Origin of the sequence: Thomasclavelia cocleata, from assembly GCF_900102365.1 — a bacterium.
GTDB classification, from domain to species: Bacteria; Bacillota_I; Bacilli_A; order Erysipelotrichales; family Coprobacillaceae; genus Thomasclavelia; species Thomasclavelia cocleata.
In genome coordinates this window covers 39,533-57,131 of the sequence record NZ_FOIN01000006.1, presented here as the reverse complement: position 1 = coordinate 57,131, position 17,599 = coordinate 39,533, and the positions used below count along the sequence as shown (strand labels likewise).

General features: G+C 28.1%; 19 protein-coding genes. 6 read left to right on the top strand and 13 right to left on the bottom strand.

Annotated features, from left to right (window positions below):
• Positions 1 to 64: 64 nt before the first annotated feature.
• The 8 genes from BMW96_RS04305 to gpr all read right to left on the bottom strand — a co-directional run bounded on the left by BMW96_RS04305 (position 65) and on the right by gpr (position 6,432).
• The gene (locus tag BMW96_RS04305; protein WP_092352864.1) at positions 65 to 631 is read right to left on the bottom strand and encodes a sugar O-acetyltransferase; all 567 of its coding nucleotides are present in this window, start codon (positions 629 to 631) and stop codon (positions 65 to 67) included.
• A 142-nt stretch (positions 632 to 773) separates the two neighbouring features.
• Entirely contained in the window at positions 774 to 1,148 is a 375-nt protein-coding gene (locus tag BMW96_RS04300; protein ID WP_092352862.1) for a helix-turn-helix domain-containing protein, read from the bottom strand.
• Between the two features lie 18 nt (positions 1,149 to 1,166).
• Entirely contained in the window at positions 1,167 to 2,006 is an 840-nt protein-coding gene (locus BMW96_RS04295; RefSeq protein WP_092352860.1) for a Cof-type HAD-IIB family hydrolase, read from the bottom strand.
• Positions 2,007 to 2,026: 20 nt separating this feature from the next.
• Positions 2,027 to 3,328 (bottom strand): pyrimidine-nucleoside phosphorylase, encoded by a 1,302-nt coding sequence (locus BMW96_RS04290; protein ID WP_092352858.1) that lies wholly within the window; start codon positions 3,326 to 3,328, stop codon positions 2,027 to 2,029.
• 90 nt (positions 3,329 to 3,418) lie between these two features.
• Positions 3,419 to 4,372, bottom strand: a complete 954-nt coding sequence (gene fmt / locus BMW96_RS04285) for a methionyl-tRNA formyltransferase (protein ID WP_092352856.1) — start codon at positions 4,370 to 4,372, stop codon at positions 3,419 to 3,421.
• 15 nt (positions 4,373 to 4,387) lie between these two features.
• Positions 4,388 to 4,672: a hypothetical protein gene (locus BMW96_RS04280; protein WP_092352854.1), complete on the bottom strand. Its 285-nt coding sequence runs from the start codon at positions 4,670 to 4,672 to the stop codon at positions 4,388 to 4,390.
• Positions 4,669 to 5,421: a stage II sporulation protein P gene (spoIIP, locus tag BMW96_RS04275; RefSeq protein ID WP_092352852.1), complete on the bottom strand. Its 753-nt coding sequence runs from the start codon at positions 5,419 to 5,421 to the stop codon at positions 4,669 to 4,671. Before spoIIP ends, BMW96_RS04280 begins: the two co-directional genes overlap by 4 nt.
• Positions 5,422 to 5,472: 51 nt before the next feature.
• Positions 5,473 to 6,432 (bottom strand): GPR endopeptidase, encoded by a 960-nt coding sequence (gene gpr, locus BMW96_RS04270; protein ID WP_092352952.1) that lies wholly within the window; start codon positions 6,430 to 6,432, stop codon positions 5,473 to 5,475.
• Positions 6,433 to 6,576: 144 nt separating this feature from the next.
• Between gpr and rpsT the strand changes: the two genes are divergently transcribed.
• Both rpsT and pepF read left to right on the top strand, forming a co-directional pair.
• A complete protein-coding gene (gene rpsT / locus BMW96_RS04265) occupies positions 6,577 to 6,837 on the top strand; it encodes a 30S ribosomal protein S20 (protein ID WP_092352850.1) in 261 nt (86 codons plus the stop codon).
• A 33-nt stretch (positions 6,838 to 6,870) separates the two neighbouring features.
• Positions 6,871 to 8,655 carry an oligoendopeptidase F gene (gene pepF / locus BMW96_RS04260; protein WP_092352848.1) on the top strand — a complete coding sequence of 595 codons (1,785 nt, stop codon included), beginning with the start codon at positions 6,871 to 6,873 and terminating at the stop codon, positions 8,653 to 8,655.
• A gap of 34 nt (positions 8,656 to 8,689) precedes the next feature.
• Here the strand turns inward: pepF and BMW96_RS04255 are convergent, their stop codons facing one another.
• Positions 8,690 to 10,096 (bottom strand): uracil-xanthine permease family protein, encoded by a 1,407-nt coding sequence (locus tag BMW96_RS04255; RefSeq protein ID WP_092352846.1) that lies wholly within the window; start codon positions 10,094 to 10,096, stop codon positions 8,690 to 8,692.
• A gap of 209 nt (positions 10,097 to 10,305) precedes the next feature.
• Between BMW96_RS04255 and ispG the strand changes: the two genes are divergently transcribed.
• Together ispG and BMW96_RS04245 are read left to right on the top strand one after the other, a co-directional pair.
• Positions 10,306 to 11,361 (top strand): flavodoxin-dependent (E)-4-hydroxy-3-methylbut-2-enyl-diphosphate synthase, encoded by a 1,056-nt coding sequence (gene ispG / locus BMW96_RS04250; protein ID WP_092352844.1) that lies wholly within the window; start codon positions 10,306 to 10,308, stop codon positions 11,359 to 11,361.
• A 52-nt stretch (positions 11,362 to 11,413) separates the two neighbouring features.
• Positions 11,414 to 11,683, top strand: coding sequence for a hypothetical protein (locus BMW96_RS04245; RefSeq protein WP_092352842.1), 270 nt, complete (start codon positions 11,414 to 11,416; stop codon positions 11,681 to 11,683).
• Here the strand turns inward: BMW96_RS04245 and BMW96_RS04240 are convergent.
• Complete coding sequence (locus BMW96_RS04240) at positions 11,656 to 12,516, bottom strand: deoxyribonuclease IV (RefSeq protein ID WP_092352840.1); 861 nt, start codon at positions 12,514 to 12,516, stop codon at positions 11,656 to 11,658. The genes BMW96_RS04245 and BMW96_RS04240 overlap by 28 nt on opposite strands.
• Positions 12,516 to 13,886, bottom strand: coding sequence for a DEAD/DEAH box helicase (locus BMW96_RS04235; RefSeq protein WP_092352838.1), 1,371 nt, complete (start codon positions 13,884 to 13,886; stop codon positions 12,516 to 12,518). The genes BMW96_RS04240 and BMW96_RS04235 overlap by 1 nt, the downstream gene beginning before the upstream one ends.
• Positions 13,887 to 14,077: 191 nt before the next feature.
• Here BMW96_RS04235 and BMW96_RS04230 point away from each other — a divergent pair, with 191 nt between their 5' ends.
• Positions 14,078 to 14,428, top strand: a complete 351-nt coding sequence (locus BMW96_RS04230; RefSeq protein ID WP_092352836.1) for a hypothetical protein — start codon at positions 14,078 to 14,080, stop codon at positions 14,426 to 14,428.
• 15 nt (positions 14,429 to 14,443) lie between these two features.
• On the top strand, positions 14,444 to 15,355 hold the full coding sequence (locus tag BMW96_RS04225) for a 4-hydroxy-3-methylbut-2-enyl diphosphate reductase (RefSeq protein WP_092352834.1): 912 nt from the start codon (positions 14,444 to 14,446) through the stop codon (positions 15,353 to 15,355).
• Between the two features lie 215 nt (positions 15,356 to 15,570).
• On the opposite strand, the gene BMW96_RS04220 is transcribed toward BMW96_RS04225, so the two are convergent.
• Complete coding sequence (locus tag BMW96_RS04220; protein WP_092352832.1) at positions 15,571 to 16,218, bottom strand: RloB domain-containing protein; 648 nt, start codon at positions 16,216 to 16,218, stop codon at positions 15,571 to 15,573.
• Position 16,219: 1 nt separating this feature from the next.
• Entirely contained in the window at positions 16,220 to 17,539 is a 1,320-nt protein-coding gene (locus tag BMW96_RS04215; protein WP_092352830.1) for an AAA family ATPase, read from the bottom strand.
• Positions 17,540 to 17,599 lie beyond the last annotated feature (60 nt).

The following is a 17,599-nucleotide window of genomic DNA, read 5'->3' as shown; positions in this document are numbered from 1 at the left end:
AGTGGATTTTTACTTTTTAAAAAATGTAGTTCTTTTTATCACCAACACAATAAAACCAGATCCATTAAAAATCTAGTTTTACCTTTTTAACTATTTTACAAGGATTACCACAAGCAACACTATTAGCTTCAATATCTTTAGTTACAACACTCCCAGCACCAATGACACACCCTGCACCAATTGTAACTCCTGGTAAAATCACAACATTTCCTCCAAGCCAAACATTATTACCAATTGTAATTGGTAAAGCTTTTTCTAGTCCTTTATTTCTTGATTTAAAATCCAATGGATGAACTGCAGTATATAATCCACATGATGGACCAATAAAAACATTATCTCCAATAGTAATTTCACCACCATCCATTAAATAACAATTACTATTTATAAATACATTTTTACCTAAGTTGATCCTACTACCATAATCACACATAAAAGGACTAACTAATTCTAAATTCCTTGGTTGATATCCTAATAGTTTTTCTATTACTTCTAATCTTTTTTCTTTATCACTAGGTCTTAAATTATTTAAATCAAAACATAAATCTTTAGCAGTAATTCTTTGATTAAATAACTCTTCATCATTATTTGCATCATACCACATACATAATTTCATTTTTTCCAATTCTGTCATCTTTTTCCTCCTATTCAATAATTCATTTATAAAATTAATTCTTTTATTTAAAAATATTTTATAAAAAAGAAATAATCGTTAAATTATTTCTTCCTTATAACTTTGTCTATCTTCCTTAAATATCTCAAATCTACTACTGTAGTTATATTATCTTAATAAAATCGTCATTAATTCTCTTATTTAGTTTTAGGAATATCTTTCCAAATTGTTCGTCTATTCCCTGATTAAGCTCCTGAATAAATACAGATAAAATCACATCACGCATATTCTTATCTAAAATAGATTGACAGATTTTATTATATAAAAGCAGTATTTTGTCATCACTGCAAATAATTAGAGGAATATATGGAGATATCTCTAAATATTTACAATATTTAAGATAATTATCAAAACTAATCTGTCCACCGTTTTCAAAACGATAGATAGAACTTAGACTTAAATCTAACATTTTCGCTATTTTTCTTTGGGAAATGTTTTTAGATCTTCTAAGTTGTTTTAAGACTAGTCCTATTGACAAAAAATATGTCCCCTTTTATCAAATTAATTTAAGCTGTTTCATACATTTATAAATACCATCATTATCTGGATCTTCAAATGTATCATCAGCAATTGCTTTTAATTTTTCAGGAGCCAAATATGAAACAATTCCATATCCAGCTGCTTCAATCATCTGATAATCGTTCATACTATCACCAAAAGCAACTGTGTCTTCTATTTTTGCTTTAAAATATTCTGTTACACGCTTAATTGCATCACCTTTGGTACAGTTCTTTAGAATAATCTCGCCATTAATAAAATCATCTGTTTCTTTTGAAAAAATAACTATATTAAAAAATTCACTTAAATATTTTACACAATCATAAAATGCTAACTTATTTTCAGAAATAAAACCTACTTTAGTAACCTTAGTATTTAAAATATCAAACTTACTAACTGGCAATCTTACTTCCTCATTTTTACGTTCCTCTAAAAAACGTGCTAATTCTAAGTTTTCTTTTAATATACTACTATTTTTCTGATCAAAAAATTCTTGTACACCTGGAGTCTGATATAATGCATCTTTTGTTTCCAAACTAAATAATATTCTAGCATTAGTAAACAATAGAATTACTTCAGATAATAAATATTGATCAATAGAATTTTCAAAAATATATTTATCTCCAATACTAATAAATCCCCCTGCTGATGAAATAATTCCATCAAATCCAATATCCCTAATTGACTTCATTATAGATATTGGCGCCCTACCAGTACATAAAAATGTTTTATGGCCATTTTTACGAGCCTGTCTAATTCCTTCAACTGTTTTTAAAGTAACCTTCCTACTAGGCCCAGTTAAAGTACCATCAATATCAAAAAATAAATATTTGCTCATTTTCAACCTCCATGTATCCATTATACAAGGATTTCATCAATAAGTGTTGGTTTTTCAACAAAAAAATCGACTATTTGATATGCACTATAAAACTCATCTATTAATTCCTGATCAATTTCTTTGTCTGTATAAAAATAAGCTAAAATATCTTCACTATTACAATAATCTCCAATCTTTTTATTTAAAATAATTCCTGCACTATGATCAATTGTATCATCTTTAGTTAAACGTCCTCCACCAAGTTTCATTGAAATTATCCCTAAAGTCTTAGCTTCTAATTCTTTAACAAATCCCTCTTTTTTTGCTTTTACAGGTAATATAATTTTAGCTTGTTTAAATAAATTTGGATTATCAATAACATCAATATTACCATGCTGGTAGTAAACCATTTCTTTTAATTTATTTAGTGCTGAACCATCAACAATTACCTGCTTTAATAATTGTAATGCTTCAGCTTCGTTTTGACATCTTTTAGCCTGAACTAACATATGACTTCCAGCTTCTAAACACAAATTTAATAAATCTTTAGGCCCTTCACCTTTTAAAATATTAATTGCTTCAATTACTTCCAAAGAATTACCAATTGCATTCCCTAAAGGCTGATTCATATTTGATATAACAGCTCTAGTATCTTTTCCTAAATGTTGTCCGATTTCAATCATAGTATAAGCTAATTTCCTTGCTTCTTCTTTAGTTTTCATAAAAGCTCCCTTACCATATTTTACATCTAATAAAATAGTATCACTGCCAGAAGCTAATTTTTTTGACATGATTGATGAAGCAATCAATGGAATACAATCAACTGTTGCTGTAACATCACGCAATGCATACATTTTTTGATCAGCTGGAACAAGATTTGTACTTTGTCCAATTATTGCAATACCAATCTCGTTAACCTGTTTTATAAAATCCTCTCTATTAACATTAATATTTAAACCTGGAATTGACTCTAACTTATCTAGTGTACCACCAGTATGTCCTAGTCCCCGTCCTGACATTTTTGCAACCTTAACACCACATGCTGCAATCATTGGTCCTAAAACTAATGATGTTTTATCACCAACCCCACCAGTTGAATGTTTATCTACTTTTATTCCTTCAATTGCACTTAAATCAATAATATCCCCGCTATGAAGCATCTCATCTGTCAAAAATGCTGTTTCTTGTTTAGTTAACCCATTAAAGCATATTGACATTAACAAGGCACTCATTTGATAATCAGGAATTCTTTGATTACAATATCCTTCAATAATAAAGTGTATCTGTTCTTTAGTTAATACTTGTTTATTCTTTTTTAATTCAATTAAATCCACCATTCTCATCATAGAATCCTCCAATATTAATATAAACTTACTAAAAAAGCCGAACGAAGTAAACCCGTTTTAAAAGTTTATTTCATTACAGCTTCCAGTTTATTCAAATTTAGTATCTACCATAAATATATTATTACCATTTAGATAATCACGCACTAACATTCTTTTTTTACCTGCAACTTGTAATTCAGTAATTAAATAGATTCCATCACCTGTTTTTACACCAATTGCATCTTTAAAAATTTTAACAATTGTTCCATTTTCCTGATGACTATGATGCTTTTTAGCATTTTCACATTCATGAATCTTACCAGCCCAAATTTTTATTACTTTTCCTTGATAAACAGTATAAGCCCCAGGCCAAGGATTCATTCCTCGAACTTGATTATAAACTTGAAAAGCACTTTTATTAAAGTTTAACTTTTCTTGTTCATGACTAATTGTTGGTGCATATGTAACTAATTGTTCATCTTGTTCAATAGAATCATTGCTTCCTTCAATAATACCTGGTAATGTTTTAATCAATAATTCTCCACCAGCAATACTTAATCTTTCATATAATTCACCCGTTGTTTCTTGATCACTAATTTCAACTTCTAATTGGCTAATAATATTTCCAGCATCCATCTTTTTGACCATATACATAATTGTTACACCAGTAACTTTTTCTCCATTAATGATAGCATAATGTACAGGTGCCCCACCACGATACTTAGGTAATAATGATGCATGTACATTAATACAACCAAGTTTAGGTACATTTAGTAATGCCTCAGGAATAATTTGACCATAAGCAGCAGTAACAATCAAATCAGGATTTAAATCAATAATTTCTTGATAATCCTGTTTAATCCTTTGTGGCTGAAATACTGGAATATCATTTTCTAAAGCTAGTTCTTTAACTTCAGGCATAGTTAATACTTTTTTACGGCCGACATAACGATCAGGTTGGGTAACTATCCCAATAATCTTAAAATTGTTTTCCAATAATTTTTCTAGTACATGTCTAGAAAAACTAGCAGTACCCATAAATACTATTTTTACTTCTTTCATTTAATCACCACTTTCTTATAAAAGTGTACTAATAATATTAGAAATAATCAATACTAAAGTTTCAATTACTTTAATACATCCATCACTAATCTTTTTCACTACTAATGATAATGCATTTTCATCATTATCATTAGTAGTTCCATAATCAGTTGTAATTGGCTGTTGTTGTTTTATATCTTCTTCAAATTGTTCAAGGTTTTGCTCAAACATTGCTTTTTGAACTCCAAAATTACCAAGTAAACCATTAATCATAAACAAAAGTAATCCTACCAGACACAAATCAATTAAAAAATCTTTCATCCGCCTAAATAATCTCCAATTGCTTTAGCAATAATTTCAACTGTTGCCTGGATTTCTTCTTTAGTATTACTTTGTGCTCCAACTTCTATTAAAACCATATTATCGCTTATTCCTTGATTATAGTGAGAGTTTTTTACATATACCCCTCTACTGATTTTAGGAACTGTCCTATTAGCAATATCTGATAACTTTTGCGATAACTGATTTACTGCATCAAATTTACCACTACTTTTTCCTACTACAAACATAATCTTAGCATATGATTTTCCATTATGACTAATCGTTGATAACTCTTTAGAAATAGAATCCCGATGAAAATCAATAATTAAATCATAACCCCCATTATTTTGTAAACTCTGTTCCAAATACATCTTTGAAACAGAATAGGAATTTTTATAAGCAATATTATGCACTGCCTTATAACCCTCAAAATCATTTCCTTCTACATCACATTGATAACCCTGACTATTTAAACAATCTTTTAAATAATTAGCACCTAATACTACATTATACCCATCATATTCTTCTCCTTGATGAGTATTATAAATATGAATTTTTTTATCTTTAGTAATAGGAAAACTTGTATTTTGTGGATTAGTTGCTACTGGGGTTGAATCATCAGGATTTGGATTAATCGCATTAATAATTTGTGCATTAGAAGAAGTAGATACTTTACTTGGAAGATAAACAATCAAACCAACTATAACGGCTAATTTCAATAAAATCAAAAAAGTATTTTTTAGTCTCATCTTCATCACCCACTATATTATACAACTAATTGTATGCATGAAATGTAGGATTTAGTACCTTAAAGCATTAATACTTTTACTAATTATTTTTGACATTATCTCACACTGTTCATCAATCTGTTTATCACTTAAAACAAAATTACAATCAATTGGATTTAACACTTCATTAAATAACAACTCTAATTCACTATCATCTAATTTACCAATTTGACCCAACATCATTTCTTTCTGTTCCTCATTTAAACTACCTTGATATTTCTCACGCTTTCCAACTTTTAACTTATTTACTGGATTCAAGCTATCACCAAAATAATCAATCGTATAATTTAAAACATCACTAACTAAACTACTAGCATAAATAACTGTAGGAATACCTATAGCTATAACCTTAGCACCTACTGTTTCTTCATTAATAGCTTGACGATAGTTACCTATTCCACTACCTGGATTAATTCCTACATCATTAATCTGAATTACATGTGCCAATTTACGATAATTTTTTGCACATAAAGCATCTACTACAATTACTAAATCTATATCTTCCTTATCAACAAGTGCTTTTACAATCTCACTCGATTCCATTCCAGTTTGCACTTTTACCCCTGGTGCAATCCCTAAAATATCATAATAATGATTTAAAAGTTTATCTTCGTCATCAAGAAAATGGGTAATTCGAATATCTCTTAATGTTCTAGGTCCTAGAGCATCATTAGTTAAATACTGATTTCCAAGACCGACAACTAGTATTCTAGGATAATCGATTTTATCAATTAAAGGCTTTAAATTATTTACTACCTCATTAATAATTATTTGTTGATCTAAATAGTTCTTAAAACTAATTTCAATATATGTTCCAATTCCTTGATTAATACTTTGATGAGGCTTTATAATAGATACTTTTTCGACCTTTACTCCATTATTAACATACTCTTCCTTATTATAATGTTTACCAGCTTCTAGTTGGCTCAATGATTCTGTTGCTAAATCACTACGTATATTTTTAAAATTCATCTTATCACCTATCATAAATATCACCAATTCTTTGATTTTAATACATTTTTATCTAAATAATATCATCTCAATTCAAAAAAAAGTTGCATTTAATCAATTAATTATATATAATGTAAAAGCAAGAATAAAGCGAGGTGAAAGATCATGGCAAATATGAAACAACAAATTAAACGTTATAAAAATGATAATGTAAAAAGAGCAAAAAACGCTTCTTATAAATCAGCATTAAAAACTGCAATTAAAAAATTATTAGCTGAAGTTGAAGCTGGAAATAAAGATGGAGCTGTAGAAGCTTACAACGTTGTTGCTTCAAAATTAGATGCTTCTGTTTCAAAAGGAATTCATCATAAAAACTATGCTAGTAGACAAAAATCTAGATTAGCTAAATTAGTGAACTCTATCTAAAGATAGGGTTTTTATTTTAAAGGAGAAAATTGTATGGAAAGAAAAGATATTGATATTAAAGATACTTGGGATTTAAGTACTATCTATAATGATCATAAAAGCTTTTATCATGATTTAGAAAAAGCTAAAACATTAATCGATGAACTAGTTAGTTATCAAGGAAAAATATGTAATACAATTGATAGTTTTTATAATTTTTTAACTACTAAAGACCAAATAGAACGATTGGTTAATAAATTATATTGTTATGCCCATTTAAACTGTGATGTAGAGCCTAATAATCAAGAATATCAAACTATGATGGCTGCTACAATTGGTGTCTTAGAAGCTTCATCAGTTAAGATATCTTTTATTGATAATGAAATAATTGAAGCTAAAGAAAAGGTTTTAGAATACATTAAAGATCCCAAACTTCAAAAATATACTTATAAAATTAATTCATTAATGTTATTTAAAGACCATATCCTACCAAAAGAACAAGAAGAGCTTCTAGCTAAGGCTGAAAGTATTGCTGATACTTCAAGTCAGGTATTTAATGCTTTACGACTTGAATATGATGATGTTTTAGAAAATGGCGAAATGAAAACTTTAAATAATGCAACTTTAAATCAATTTTTAAAAAGTAAAGATGATAATGTTCGTAAACAAGCATATACTAACTTTTTTAAAGAGTATAAGAAATTTGAAAATGTTTTTGCTCAAACTTTATCTGGTGTAATGAAAAAAGATGTTTTTTATGGAAATGTTCGTAAATTCGATAATGCTTTAGAAGCTAGTGTTTTTGATGATGATGTTCCAAGTGAATTATTTTTCAAAGTATTAGATAGTGCTAATGTTAAATACCGTCATTTATTTCATCGTTATAATTGCTTAAAAAAAGAACTTTTAAACAAGGAAATAATCTATAATTATGATTTAAATATTCCCCTTGTTTCATCAATAAAAAAAGAATACACGATTGATAAATGTTTTGAAATCATCAACGAATGTTTAAAACCATTTGGTCAAGATTATTTAAAAATCATTAACAAAGCAAGAGAAGAACGCTGGATTGATTATTATCCAACACCTGGAAAAAGAATTGGTGCTTATTCTAGTGGCAGCTACGATACAAATCCATTTATTTTAATGAATTTCATTGGTGATTATAATTCTCTATCAACTTTAATTCATGAATTAGGACATAGTGTTCATAGCTATTTATCAAACCAAAATCAAGAATCAGTTAATGCAAGTTATCGTATTTTTGTGGCTGAAGTTGCTTCAACTGTAAACGAGACATTACTAATTAATTATATGATCAATAATGCTAAAAACGATCAAGAAAAAGCATATTTTATCTATGAGCAGCTTGAAAATTGCGTTGGATTAATTTTTAGACAACCTATGTTTGCAGATTTTGAACATAAATTACACACAATGGCAGAAAATAATGAACCATTATCATCACAAGTAATTACAGATTTATATGCAAAATTAAATCAAGAATATTATGGTGATGATGTTGTAATGGATGAATTGGTTGGCTGGTCTTGTTATTATGTACCACATTTCTATTATAATTATTATGTTTATAAATATACTTTAGGAATGACAGTTGCTCTAGCAATAGTTAATCGAATCTTAAAAGGTGATCAAAATCAAATAGATAATTATTTAAACTTCTTAAAATCTGGTGGTAGTATGGCTCCAGTTGATTTACTAAAAAAAGCTGGTGTGGATCCTTTAGATGATCAAATTTATGCTGATGCTTTTAATTATTTTGAAAATTTATTAAATCAGTTTGAAACAATTAAAAAAACTAAAAAAGATGTTTAGAGAATCACAATTGATTCATCAAACATCTTTTTTATTACTTTTTTGTCTTTTTCTTTTTTGGAAGAACCAGACTTAATAAAAATGATATAACAAATACCCCAGCTACAGCATTTCCATTAAAAATATCTCCTACTACCGCTGGAAAAGCTGCAAAAAAGTTACCAGATGTTTGTGTTAAACCAACACCAATACAAAAAGCAAGAGAAACAATAATCATTGTTCGATCATCAAATTCATTTTCTTTAAGCATTTTGATCCCCTCATACATAATTGAACCAAACATCATGACTGTACATCCACCTAATACAGCTTGGGGCAATGAATTAAAGAATGCTCCTAATGGTGGAAATAATGAAGCTAAAATTAAAATTAAAGCTCCCATTAAAATTGTAAAGCGATTAATAACTTTAGTCATCGTAACTAATCCAACATTTTGACTAAAAGATGTTAATGGAATACATCCAAAACAACCTGAAACAGCACTAGAGAAACCATCAACAGCTAAAGAACCTTGTAATTCCTCCATTTTGATATCACGCCCTAAAGCACCTGTACATACTGCAGTTGTAGCCCCAGTTGTTTCTGCTGCAGACACTAAAAATACAATTGCAATTGTAAAAAATGCACCTAAATCAAATACTGGTGTGTGACTAGTAAAAAATACTAACTTAGGAATACTAAAAATCCCAACTTCACTAATAGTTTTGGATATCCCAGAAAAATCTACCATTGGTGCAATATTCGCAACCGTAAAAATTATTGATAATAAATATCCAAATATTAACCCAACTAAAATATTTAAATTTTTATAAACCCCTTTTAATAAATAGCGTGATACTAAACAAACAATTAAAGTAAATGCTCCAACTAATAAATGATACCAAGCCCCAAAATCACTTACACCATTTCCACCACCCCAGGAATCCATACCAACAGATAAAAGTGAAAGCCCAATTGCAATTACTACACAAGCAGATACTACTGGTGTTAAAAAACGTTTCCAGTACTTTGCACTTAATCCTACTAAACCTTCAAAAATCCCACCTAAAATAACTGCACCAATCATTCCTTCATATCCTAATTGTGGATTTGTACATATGACTAGTAAACTGCCTAAAAAAGTAAAACTCACTCCCATTACAATCGGAAGCTTTGAACCAATCTTCCAGATTGGATAAAGTTGCATACAAGTTCCAATACCAGCTACAAACATTGCACATTGTAACAATTGAGTAATTTCAGCAGAAGTTAGATGTTCTCCTGTCCCCCTCACGATAGCTGCACCACAAACAATCAACACTGGCGCTAAGTTAGAAACAAACATCGCCAGAACATGCTGTAATCCAAAAGGTATCGCTTTTTTTAATGGAACACGTCCATTTAATACATAGATGTTTTCTGTACTTATTGATGCAACCTTTTCCTCTTTATTATCCTTCATAATCAATACCCTCATTCTTATTTTAATATTCATATCTCTTATTATCATCTTATAAAATAAGACTAAAATTTCTATAAAAAACGATAAAATTTTACCACACTTATAAACAAATATCTACTACTTATCCTACATTTCTCTTTATAAAATAATAGTTTATTTATTTTCATAAATATATAATGATATGTTATAATTATACTGAGGTGAAATTCATGAAAAGAGATGAAACAAGAGCTATCAAAATAGGTAACCTTACTATTGGTGGTAATAACGAAGTAATTATTCAATCAATGACAAATACTAAAACTAAAGATATAAAAGCTACTGTTAAACAAATTAATGAACTGGCAGATGCTGGGTGTCAATTAGTTCGTTTAGCTGTATTAAATATGGAAGATGCTCTAGCAATAAAAGAAATTAAATCACAAGTAAATATTCCTTTAGTAGCTGACATCCATTTTGATTATCGTCTTGCTTTACAAGCAATAGAATCTGGAATTGATAAAATTAGAATCAATCCTGGAAATATTGGTTCTATTGATAAAGTAAAATTAGTAGTGGAAGCTTGTAAAAAAAGACAAATTCCAATTCGAATCGGTGTTAATGGCGGTTCACTAGAAAAAGATATCTTAGAAAAATATGGTCGTCCTACTGCTAAAGGAATGATCGAAAGTGCCAAAAAACATATTAAAATATTAGAAAGTCTTGATTTCTATGATATTTGTATCTCTTTAAAATCATCTAATACCTTACTTACAATAGAAGCATATCAACTTGCCAGTGAAACATTCCCTTACCCATTACATATTGGGGTTACTGAAGCTGGTACTAAACTAGGTGGAACAATCAAATCTAGTTTAGGAATTGGGACTATTTTATACCAGGGAATTGGTAATACAATTAGAGTATCGTTAAGCGATAATCCAATTGAAGAAATAAAGGTTGGTAAAATATTATTAAAAGAATTAGAATTAATTGACAATGTTCCTACCCTAGTTTCATGTCCTACTTGCGGTAGAATTCAATATGATTTAATTCCTATTGCTAAAGAAATTGAAGATTTTTTAAATACAATCAAAGCTAATATTACAGTTGCAATAATGGGATGTGCTGTTAATGGTCCAGGTGAAGCAAAACATGCTGATATTGGTATTGCTGGAGGAGTCAATGAAGGATTGTTGATTAAAAAGGGTGAAATTATTCGTAAGGTTAAACAAGAAAATATTGTTGATGAATTGAAAAAAGAAATATTGAAAATGATTAAGTAGCCTAGTGCTACTTTTATTATTTATGCATATTATTTAATACGGAGGGCAAATAATGAGCAATAGTAGTTATGATGATTTATTTAGTCTTGATTTTATAGAGTTTAAAAAACTTGTATATGAACAAGGTGTTGATATTGATGAAAAACAATTATTGATTATCTATGAACTTATTCAAAATAATCAATATGCTTTAGTAGATAGTCATTACAACGAAGTACTTTATAATTATATAAGTGAAAAGACAAGTATTTCTACTTGTCTTAAAATAAAATCTTTTTTAATTAATTTTCCTAATTATTTTAAATTTGGATTAAAAATTTGATTTCTAAACATTTCAATCTCTTCCTTATATGGAGCAATTTTTTCAACATATGGTGTTTCTAAAATCTTAGGAACATCTTTTAATTTTTCATGATGAACAATCATATTTAATGTATCGAAACCAATGTGTCCATAACCAATATTTTCATGCCGATCTTTGCTAGCCCCACATTCATTTTTAGAATCATTAACATGAACAACTAATAAACGTTCCAAACCTATTTTTTGATCAAATTCAGCTAAAATATCATCAAACTTAGCTAAATCATAGCCAGCATCATGTAAATGACAAGTATCTAAACATACTCCTAAACAATCATTATTATCAACATGATCAATAATATATTTGATTTCATCAAATGATCGTCCACATTCTGAACCTTTACCAGCCATAGTTTCTAGCGCTATTTTTACATTACCACAGTTTTTAGTCGCTTCATTTAATCCTTCAACTATTCTATCCAAACCAATCTGACTTCCAGCTCCAACATGTGCCCCTGGATGTAAAACTAATTTTGTCATTTCTAATGCTTTACAACGTTCAATTTCTTGTTTTAAAAAGCTTACAGCTAATTCAAAGGTCTCTGGTTTTGTAGTATTTGCTAAATTAATAATATATGGTGCATGGACAACAACATTATTAATATCTATACCATTTTCTTTCATTAACACTTTAGCTTCGTCAGCTCTTAATTGTTCTATAGGTTTACGAGCTGTATTTTGGGGGGCGCCAGTATAAAACATAAATGTATTAGCCTGATATGACAAGGCTTCTTTAACTGATCCTAATAACATCTCTTTACCAGACATTGATACATGACTTCCAATTATCATTAATCTTCTACTCCATTTCTTTTTTCACGTTGAGCTGCTCTTGCCCGTTCCTTTTTTTGGCGTCTGATATCATCTTGAATCATTTGACGCTTTTGTTTTCGAACTACCTGTTCAACTTCACGTTTTCTTTTTTTCTTATAACCTGGTTTAACTTTTTTTGGTCTTCTAATAATACTTTGAACCTTTTTTTCTAATTCAGTTTGCTGCTTAGGACGTTTAGTTCTTTTTAGACGTTCCCCTAAATCTACAAATTGATTATTTTTAACTGTCATATTCTTAAAAGAGATACCTTTTCTCTCTAAAATCCTTAAATTATCTTCATCAGCACTGTCATACATACTATAACAAATTCCCATATAATTTCCACGTCCACTACGACCACTACGATGAATATAGAAATCAGCTTCTTTAGGAAGTTCCATATTTATAACATGAGAAACCCCATCTATATCAATACCTCTAGCTGCAATATCTGTAGCAACTATATATTGATATTCATTATTATGGATTCTACGCATCATTTGTTTACGTTCACGAGGCTCTAAGTCTCCATGAATTTCACCAACTTTAAATCCTTCTTCACGCAATTTTTTAGTAATTCTAGCAACTTCATCACGTTTATTTGCAAAAATAATACAAATATATGGATCAATAATCATCATTATCTTCTTTAAAACTTCATAACGATTTTGATGTTTTGTTGCTAACAAAATATGTTCAACATTATCAGTAGTAACTTTATCATCATCAATTTCTATTATTACTGGTGTCTTCATATATTTCTTTAAAAATGGTCTAAGCATCTGGGGAATTGTTGCAGAAAAAACCATCATTCTTAAATCATCTTTCATTTTACCTGCAACTGCATCAATATCCTCTAAATATCCAAACTCTAATGTCATATCGGCTTCATCAATAACAAAAATAGATGCTGTAGTTATTTTTAAAGCTTGTTCATCTAAAGATAAATCTTTAATTCTACCAGGTGTACCAATAACGATATGTGGCTGGGTTGATAATTTATTAACTGCTTTTTGACGATCACTACCTCCAATAATTAAAGATACTCTAATATCTTTATTATATTTAATAAACAACTTAGCATTATTATAAATTTGTGTTGCTAATTCTCTAGTTGGAGCAGTAATTACTGCTTGAACAGAATCATCATCAGTATTTATACGATCTATAATTGGTAATAAAAATGCATGTGTTTTACCAGTTCCTGTTTGCGAAATACCAATTATATCATTATTTTTATATACTAAAGGAATTACTTTTTCCTGAATTGGTGTTGGTTTAGTGAAACCTAGCTCGTTAATTGTTTGATAACAAAATTCTTGAAATTTATAATTTTCAAATTTATTCATCTTTTTCCTCCTTTTCTTTGATAAATTCAATTAATTTTATCACAACAACACTAAAAAGCAAATAAATTTGTTTATAATTCTCTCTTTATGTATTTTGATATATTTAAAGAAAAAAATACCTAATTTACAGATATTTGTTGATATGCACAAATAAAAAAATATTACATAATATATATTAAAGGAGGGATAACATGAACCCATTCTATGATGAAAATTTCTACTACGATAATTTTAATCCACAAATCTATTCTATGAATCAAATAAATCCACTTGACCGCAAAATGAAAACTAAAATGAATTTGAGAAAATCTATACACTATGCTTCAAAAACTATTTATACAATTAATCAAGTAATACCATTAATTTATCAAATTCGTCCTATTATTAATAATACAAAAAACGCATTTCGTGTCATTCAGGCAGTAAATCATATTAATGATATTAATTTTGACGAAGTAGAACAAAATATCACTCCAATCAATGAAAATCAAACAAAAAATACTACTAATGATGACGTAGAATTTGAAAATATGATACAATAGCTTTGAGGTGATTTTATGAAAGTTTATCAAGTTATTCCTCGAGGTTATTGTAAAGGTGTTATCCAAGCTATCGAAATTGCTAAAAAACAAGCATATCAAGATGATATCTATATTTTAGGAATGATTGTGCATAATCAATATATTGTTGATGCTTTAGAAAATTTAGGCATTAAAACTATTGATAAAAAAGGAGCTTCACGTGAAGAACTCCTTGACTTAGTTGATCAAGGAACTGTAATTATCACTGCTCATGGTGCAAGTGAACAAGTAATTAACAAAGCTCGAAAGAAAAATCTAAATGTAATTGATGCTACTTGTCCAGATGTTATTAAAACACATGATTTAATAAAAAGATATTTGGATAAAAAAATAGAGATTCTATATATAGGAAAAAGTGGTCACCCTGAATCTGAGGGAGCTTTATCTATTGATTCTAAACATATTCATTTAATTGAAACAAAAAAAGATATTGATAACTTAAATCCAAATTTAGTTTATGTTATAACAAATCAAACTACAATGTCTCTATATGATGTATATGATTTATGCGAATATGCTAAAACTGTACTTAAAAATATAACTATTGCTAAAGAAACATGCCAAGCAACAACAATCAGACAAGAAGCTATTGCTAAAATCAATGATGATGTAGATGTTGTCTTCATTGTCGGTGATCCTCATTCTAATAATACACAAAAGTTAGCAAGTATATCTTCTAATAAAGCTAATAAAACTACTTATATGATTGAGAGTGTAAATGATATTACTTTAGAAATGTTAAAAGATAAAAAAGTTGCAGCAGTTAGTTCTGGAGCATCCACTCCAACCTATTTAACAAATCAAGTAATCAACTATTTAAAACAATTTAACTATCATGATACTTCAACATATATTAAACCAAATATAGATTTAAATAAAATTCTATAAATCCCCTATTAATGGGGATTTTAATTTAAAAATAAAAACTCTAATATTTTTGGTGAATCTCTAAATTTAATTAAATCTTTCAATTTTGACATCTGTCAAAGTAAAAACAAGGACAGCTTTTTAATAAGTTATAATAAGGTAAAATAATCTACGATTAATGAATTTCTAAACAACAAAAAAGCAAATCTTTCGATCTGCTTTGAATTAATTTTTTACTAACATATATTGACTGTTTGTAATATATCTTTTATATATTCATGCAAATTTAATGATGGATTTTCTTTATAATATTCATAACTACTATATTTAATTTTTTGATATATTATTTCATTTTTCTCACAAATTCTTTCTGCATTTTGAATTGCATATAAAACATCATTTATTGTAAGAGAGTTTAATATTCTTTTAAAATTAGCCTCCTCTTTATACTCTAACATTGATTCAAAGGATTTACTATAGCAACGATTAATATCATTTAAATAGTTCCTCCTATGACTTCTATTCTCCATAGCACATTTTTTATGCAAAATTATCCATAAATCAAATGTATAATTACAGTATCCTAGTACATACTTAACTTTCTTTTTAAGTTTTGAAGCTTCTTTCATAACTGATAACGTTCTTTGAAAAGACATTTCATTCTGTAGTTCTTCAAAATCAAATACATGTAATATTTCTATATCACTTAATACATTTATCTTTTTTATCATTTTTTTAGGATTTTTTTCTACTTTAAGAATAAACTTCACATTATATCTAGCATTTTCATTACTGTTTATTTGTCCTTGCAACCATTCTAAATACCATTTTTCAGTTTCTCCTTCCACAGAAAAATAATATATTCTACATTCCTTTTTAAACATATTATTCAACCTCTGAGATATCATTTATAAATTTTTCTAACAGCTCATAAAAATCTATATCTTTAACAGCTCCATATCTTCCTAAAAAATAATGTTTCATATAGTCATCAGCTTTTCTCACACCTCTATGACCAGCTGTTTTAAAATCAGACAACGAATAATGCGTACTTAGATGCGTATTATCATCCCTTTCAACAAACTTTATCTCATCTCTTCTTACAATATTTGCATTTAAGAAAATTGGATTATGTGTATTGAATATCAATTGTGCATTCTTTTTGTTAATATCGTCATCATGAAAAATATTAATAATATTCATTAATGCCATAGGATGTATGTTAGCATCAAATTCATCTAAAACTAAAACCAAACCTTCTACTAATGCTTTTAAAATAAGTGGAAACATATTTATAAAGCGAACTGTCCCATAAGATTCAAAATATTTTGCAGGAATCGCAATACCATTATCTTTAAATATTGAGCATAATTGTACTTCCCCTCCATCTTTTGGTACAACATAACCTAGTGCATTTGAATTAATTCCAAATAACTTAGCAGCTTCATTAATTGTATGTTCTACAAAAACAGTTCCACCTTTTGAATTATCCAATTTACTTTTTATTTCTGTGGCATCTGCCCTATATATAACAATAAACTTTTCCTCAAACCATTCTAAAATAAAAGAAACTAATTTAGAACTAAACATCATTTTAAAACCATTAGTCAAAAATAGTTCAGTAGGATTTAAATTGTTTCTAGCTAAAGCTTTTGCACTATCTTCATTCTTTCTAAATTCTTTTATTAAATATTGTTCAATAACCTTAAGATCAAAAAAATCTATATTTTCTGTTCTTTCAAAAATAGTTTTATTATTAATTGTTAACTTTTCAAATTTTATCTTTCTTTGATAACTTTTATCTAAAAACAACCCTAAATCAATAATTAATTCATATTCAACTAATAAATCCTGTTCTACAAATCGAATATAAAACTTTGTGGGTTTGGGTAATTTATTTAAATTATTAGGAATTAGTTCTAACTTTCGCTCTGAAATATTTGGTGATCTCATCTCATCAGAATTTCTAATATTTCCTTTTAATATAATTTCTTTAAATACATCCATTGCACAAATAATATTTGTTTTACCTGATGCATTAGATCCATAAATAATTGCTGAACACAATCCTTTATAAGTTTTTTTTCCTATTTTATGTTCTAAAATACTGTATTCTAAATCTTTTTGTTTAGGAGCAGGTGTCATTAAAAAATCCATTTCGTCTAAAAATGACTTAAAATTCTCTGTCTTAAATTCTAACAACATATTTTCACCTCATTTTGCATATTTTCTTCAAAATAAATTATAATTACATTATTATTATAA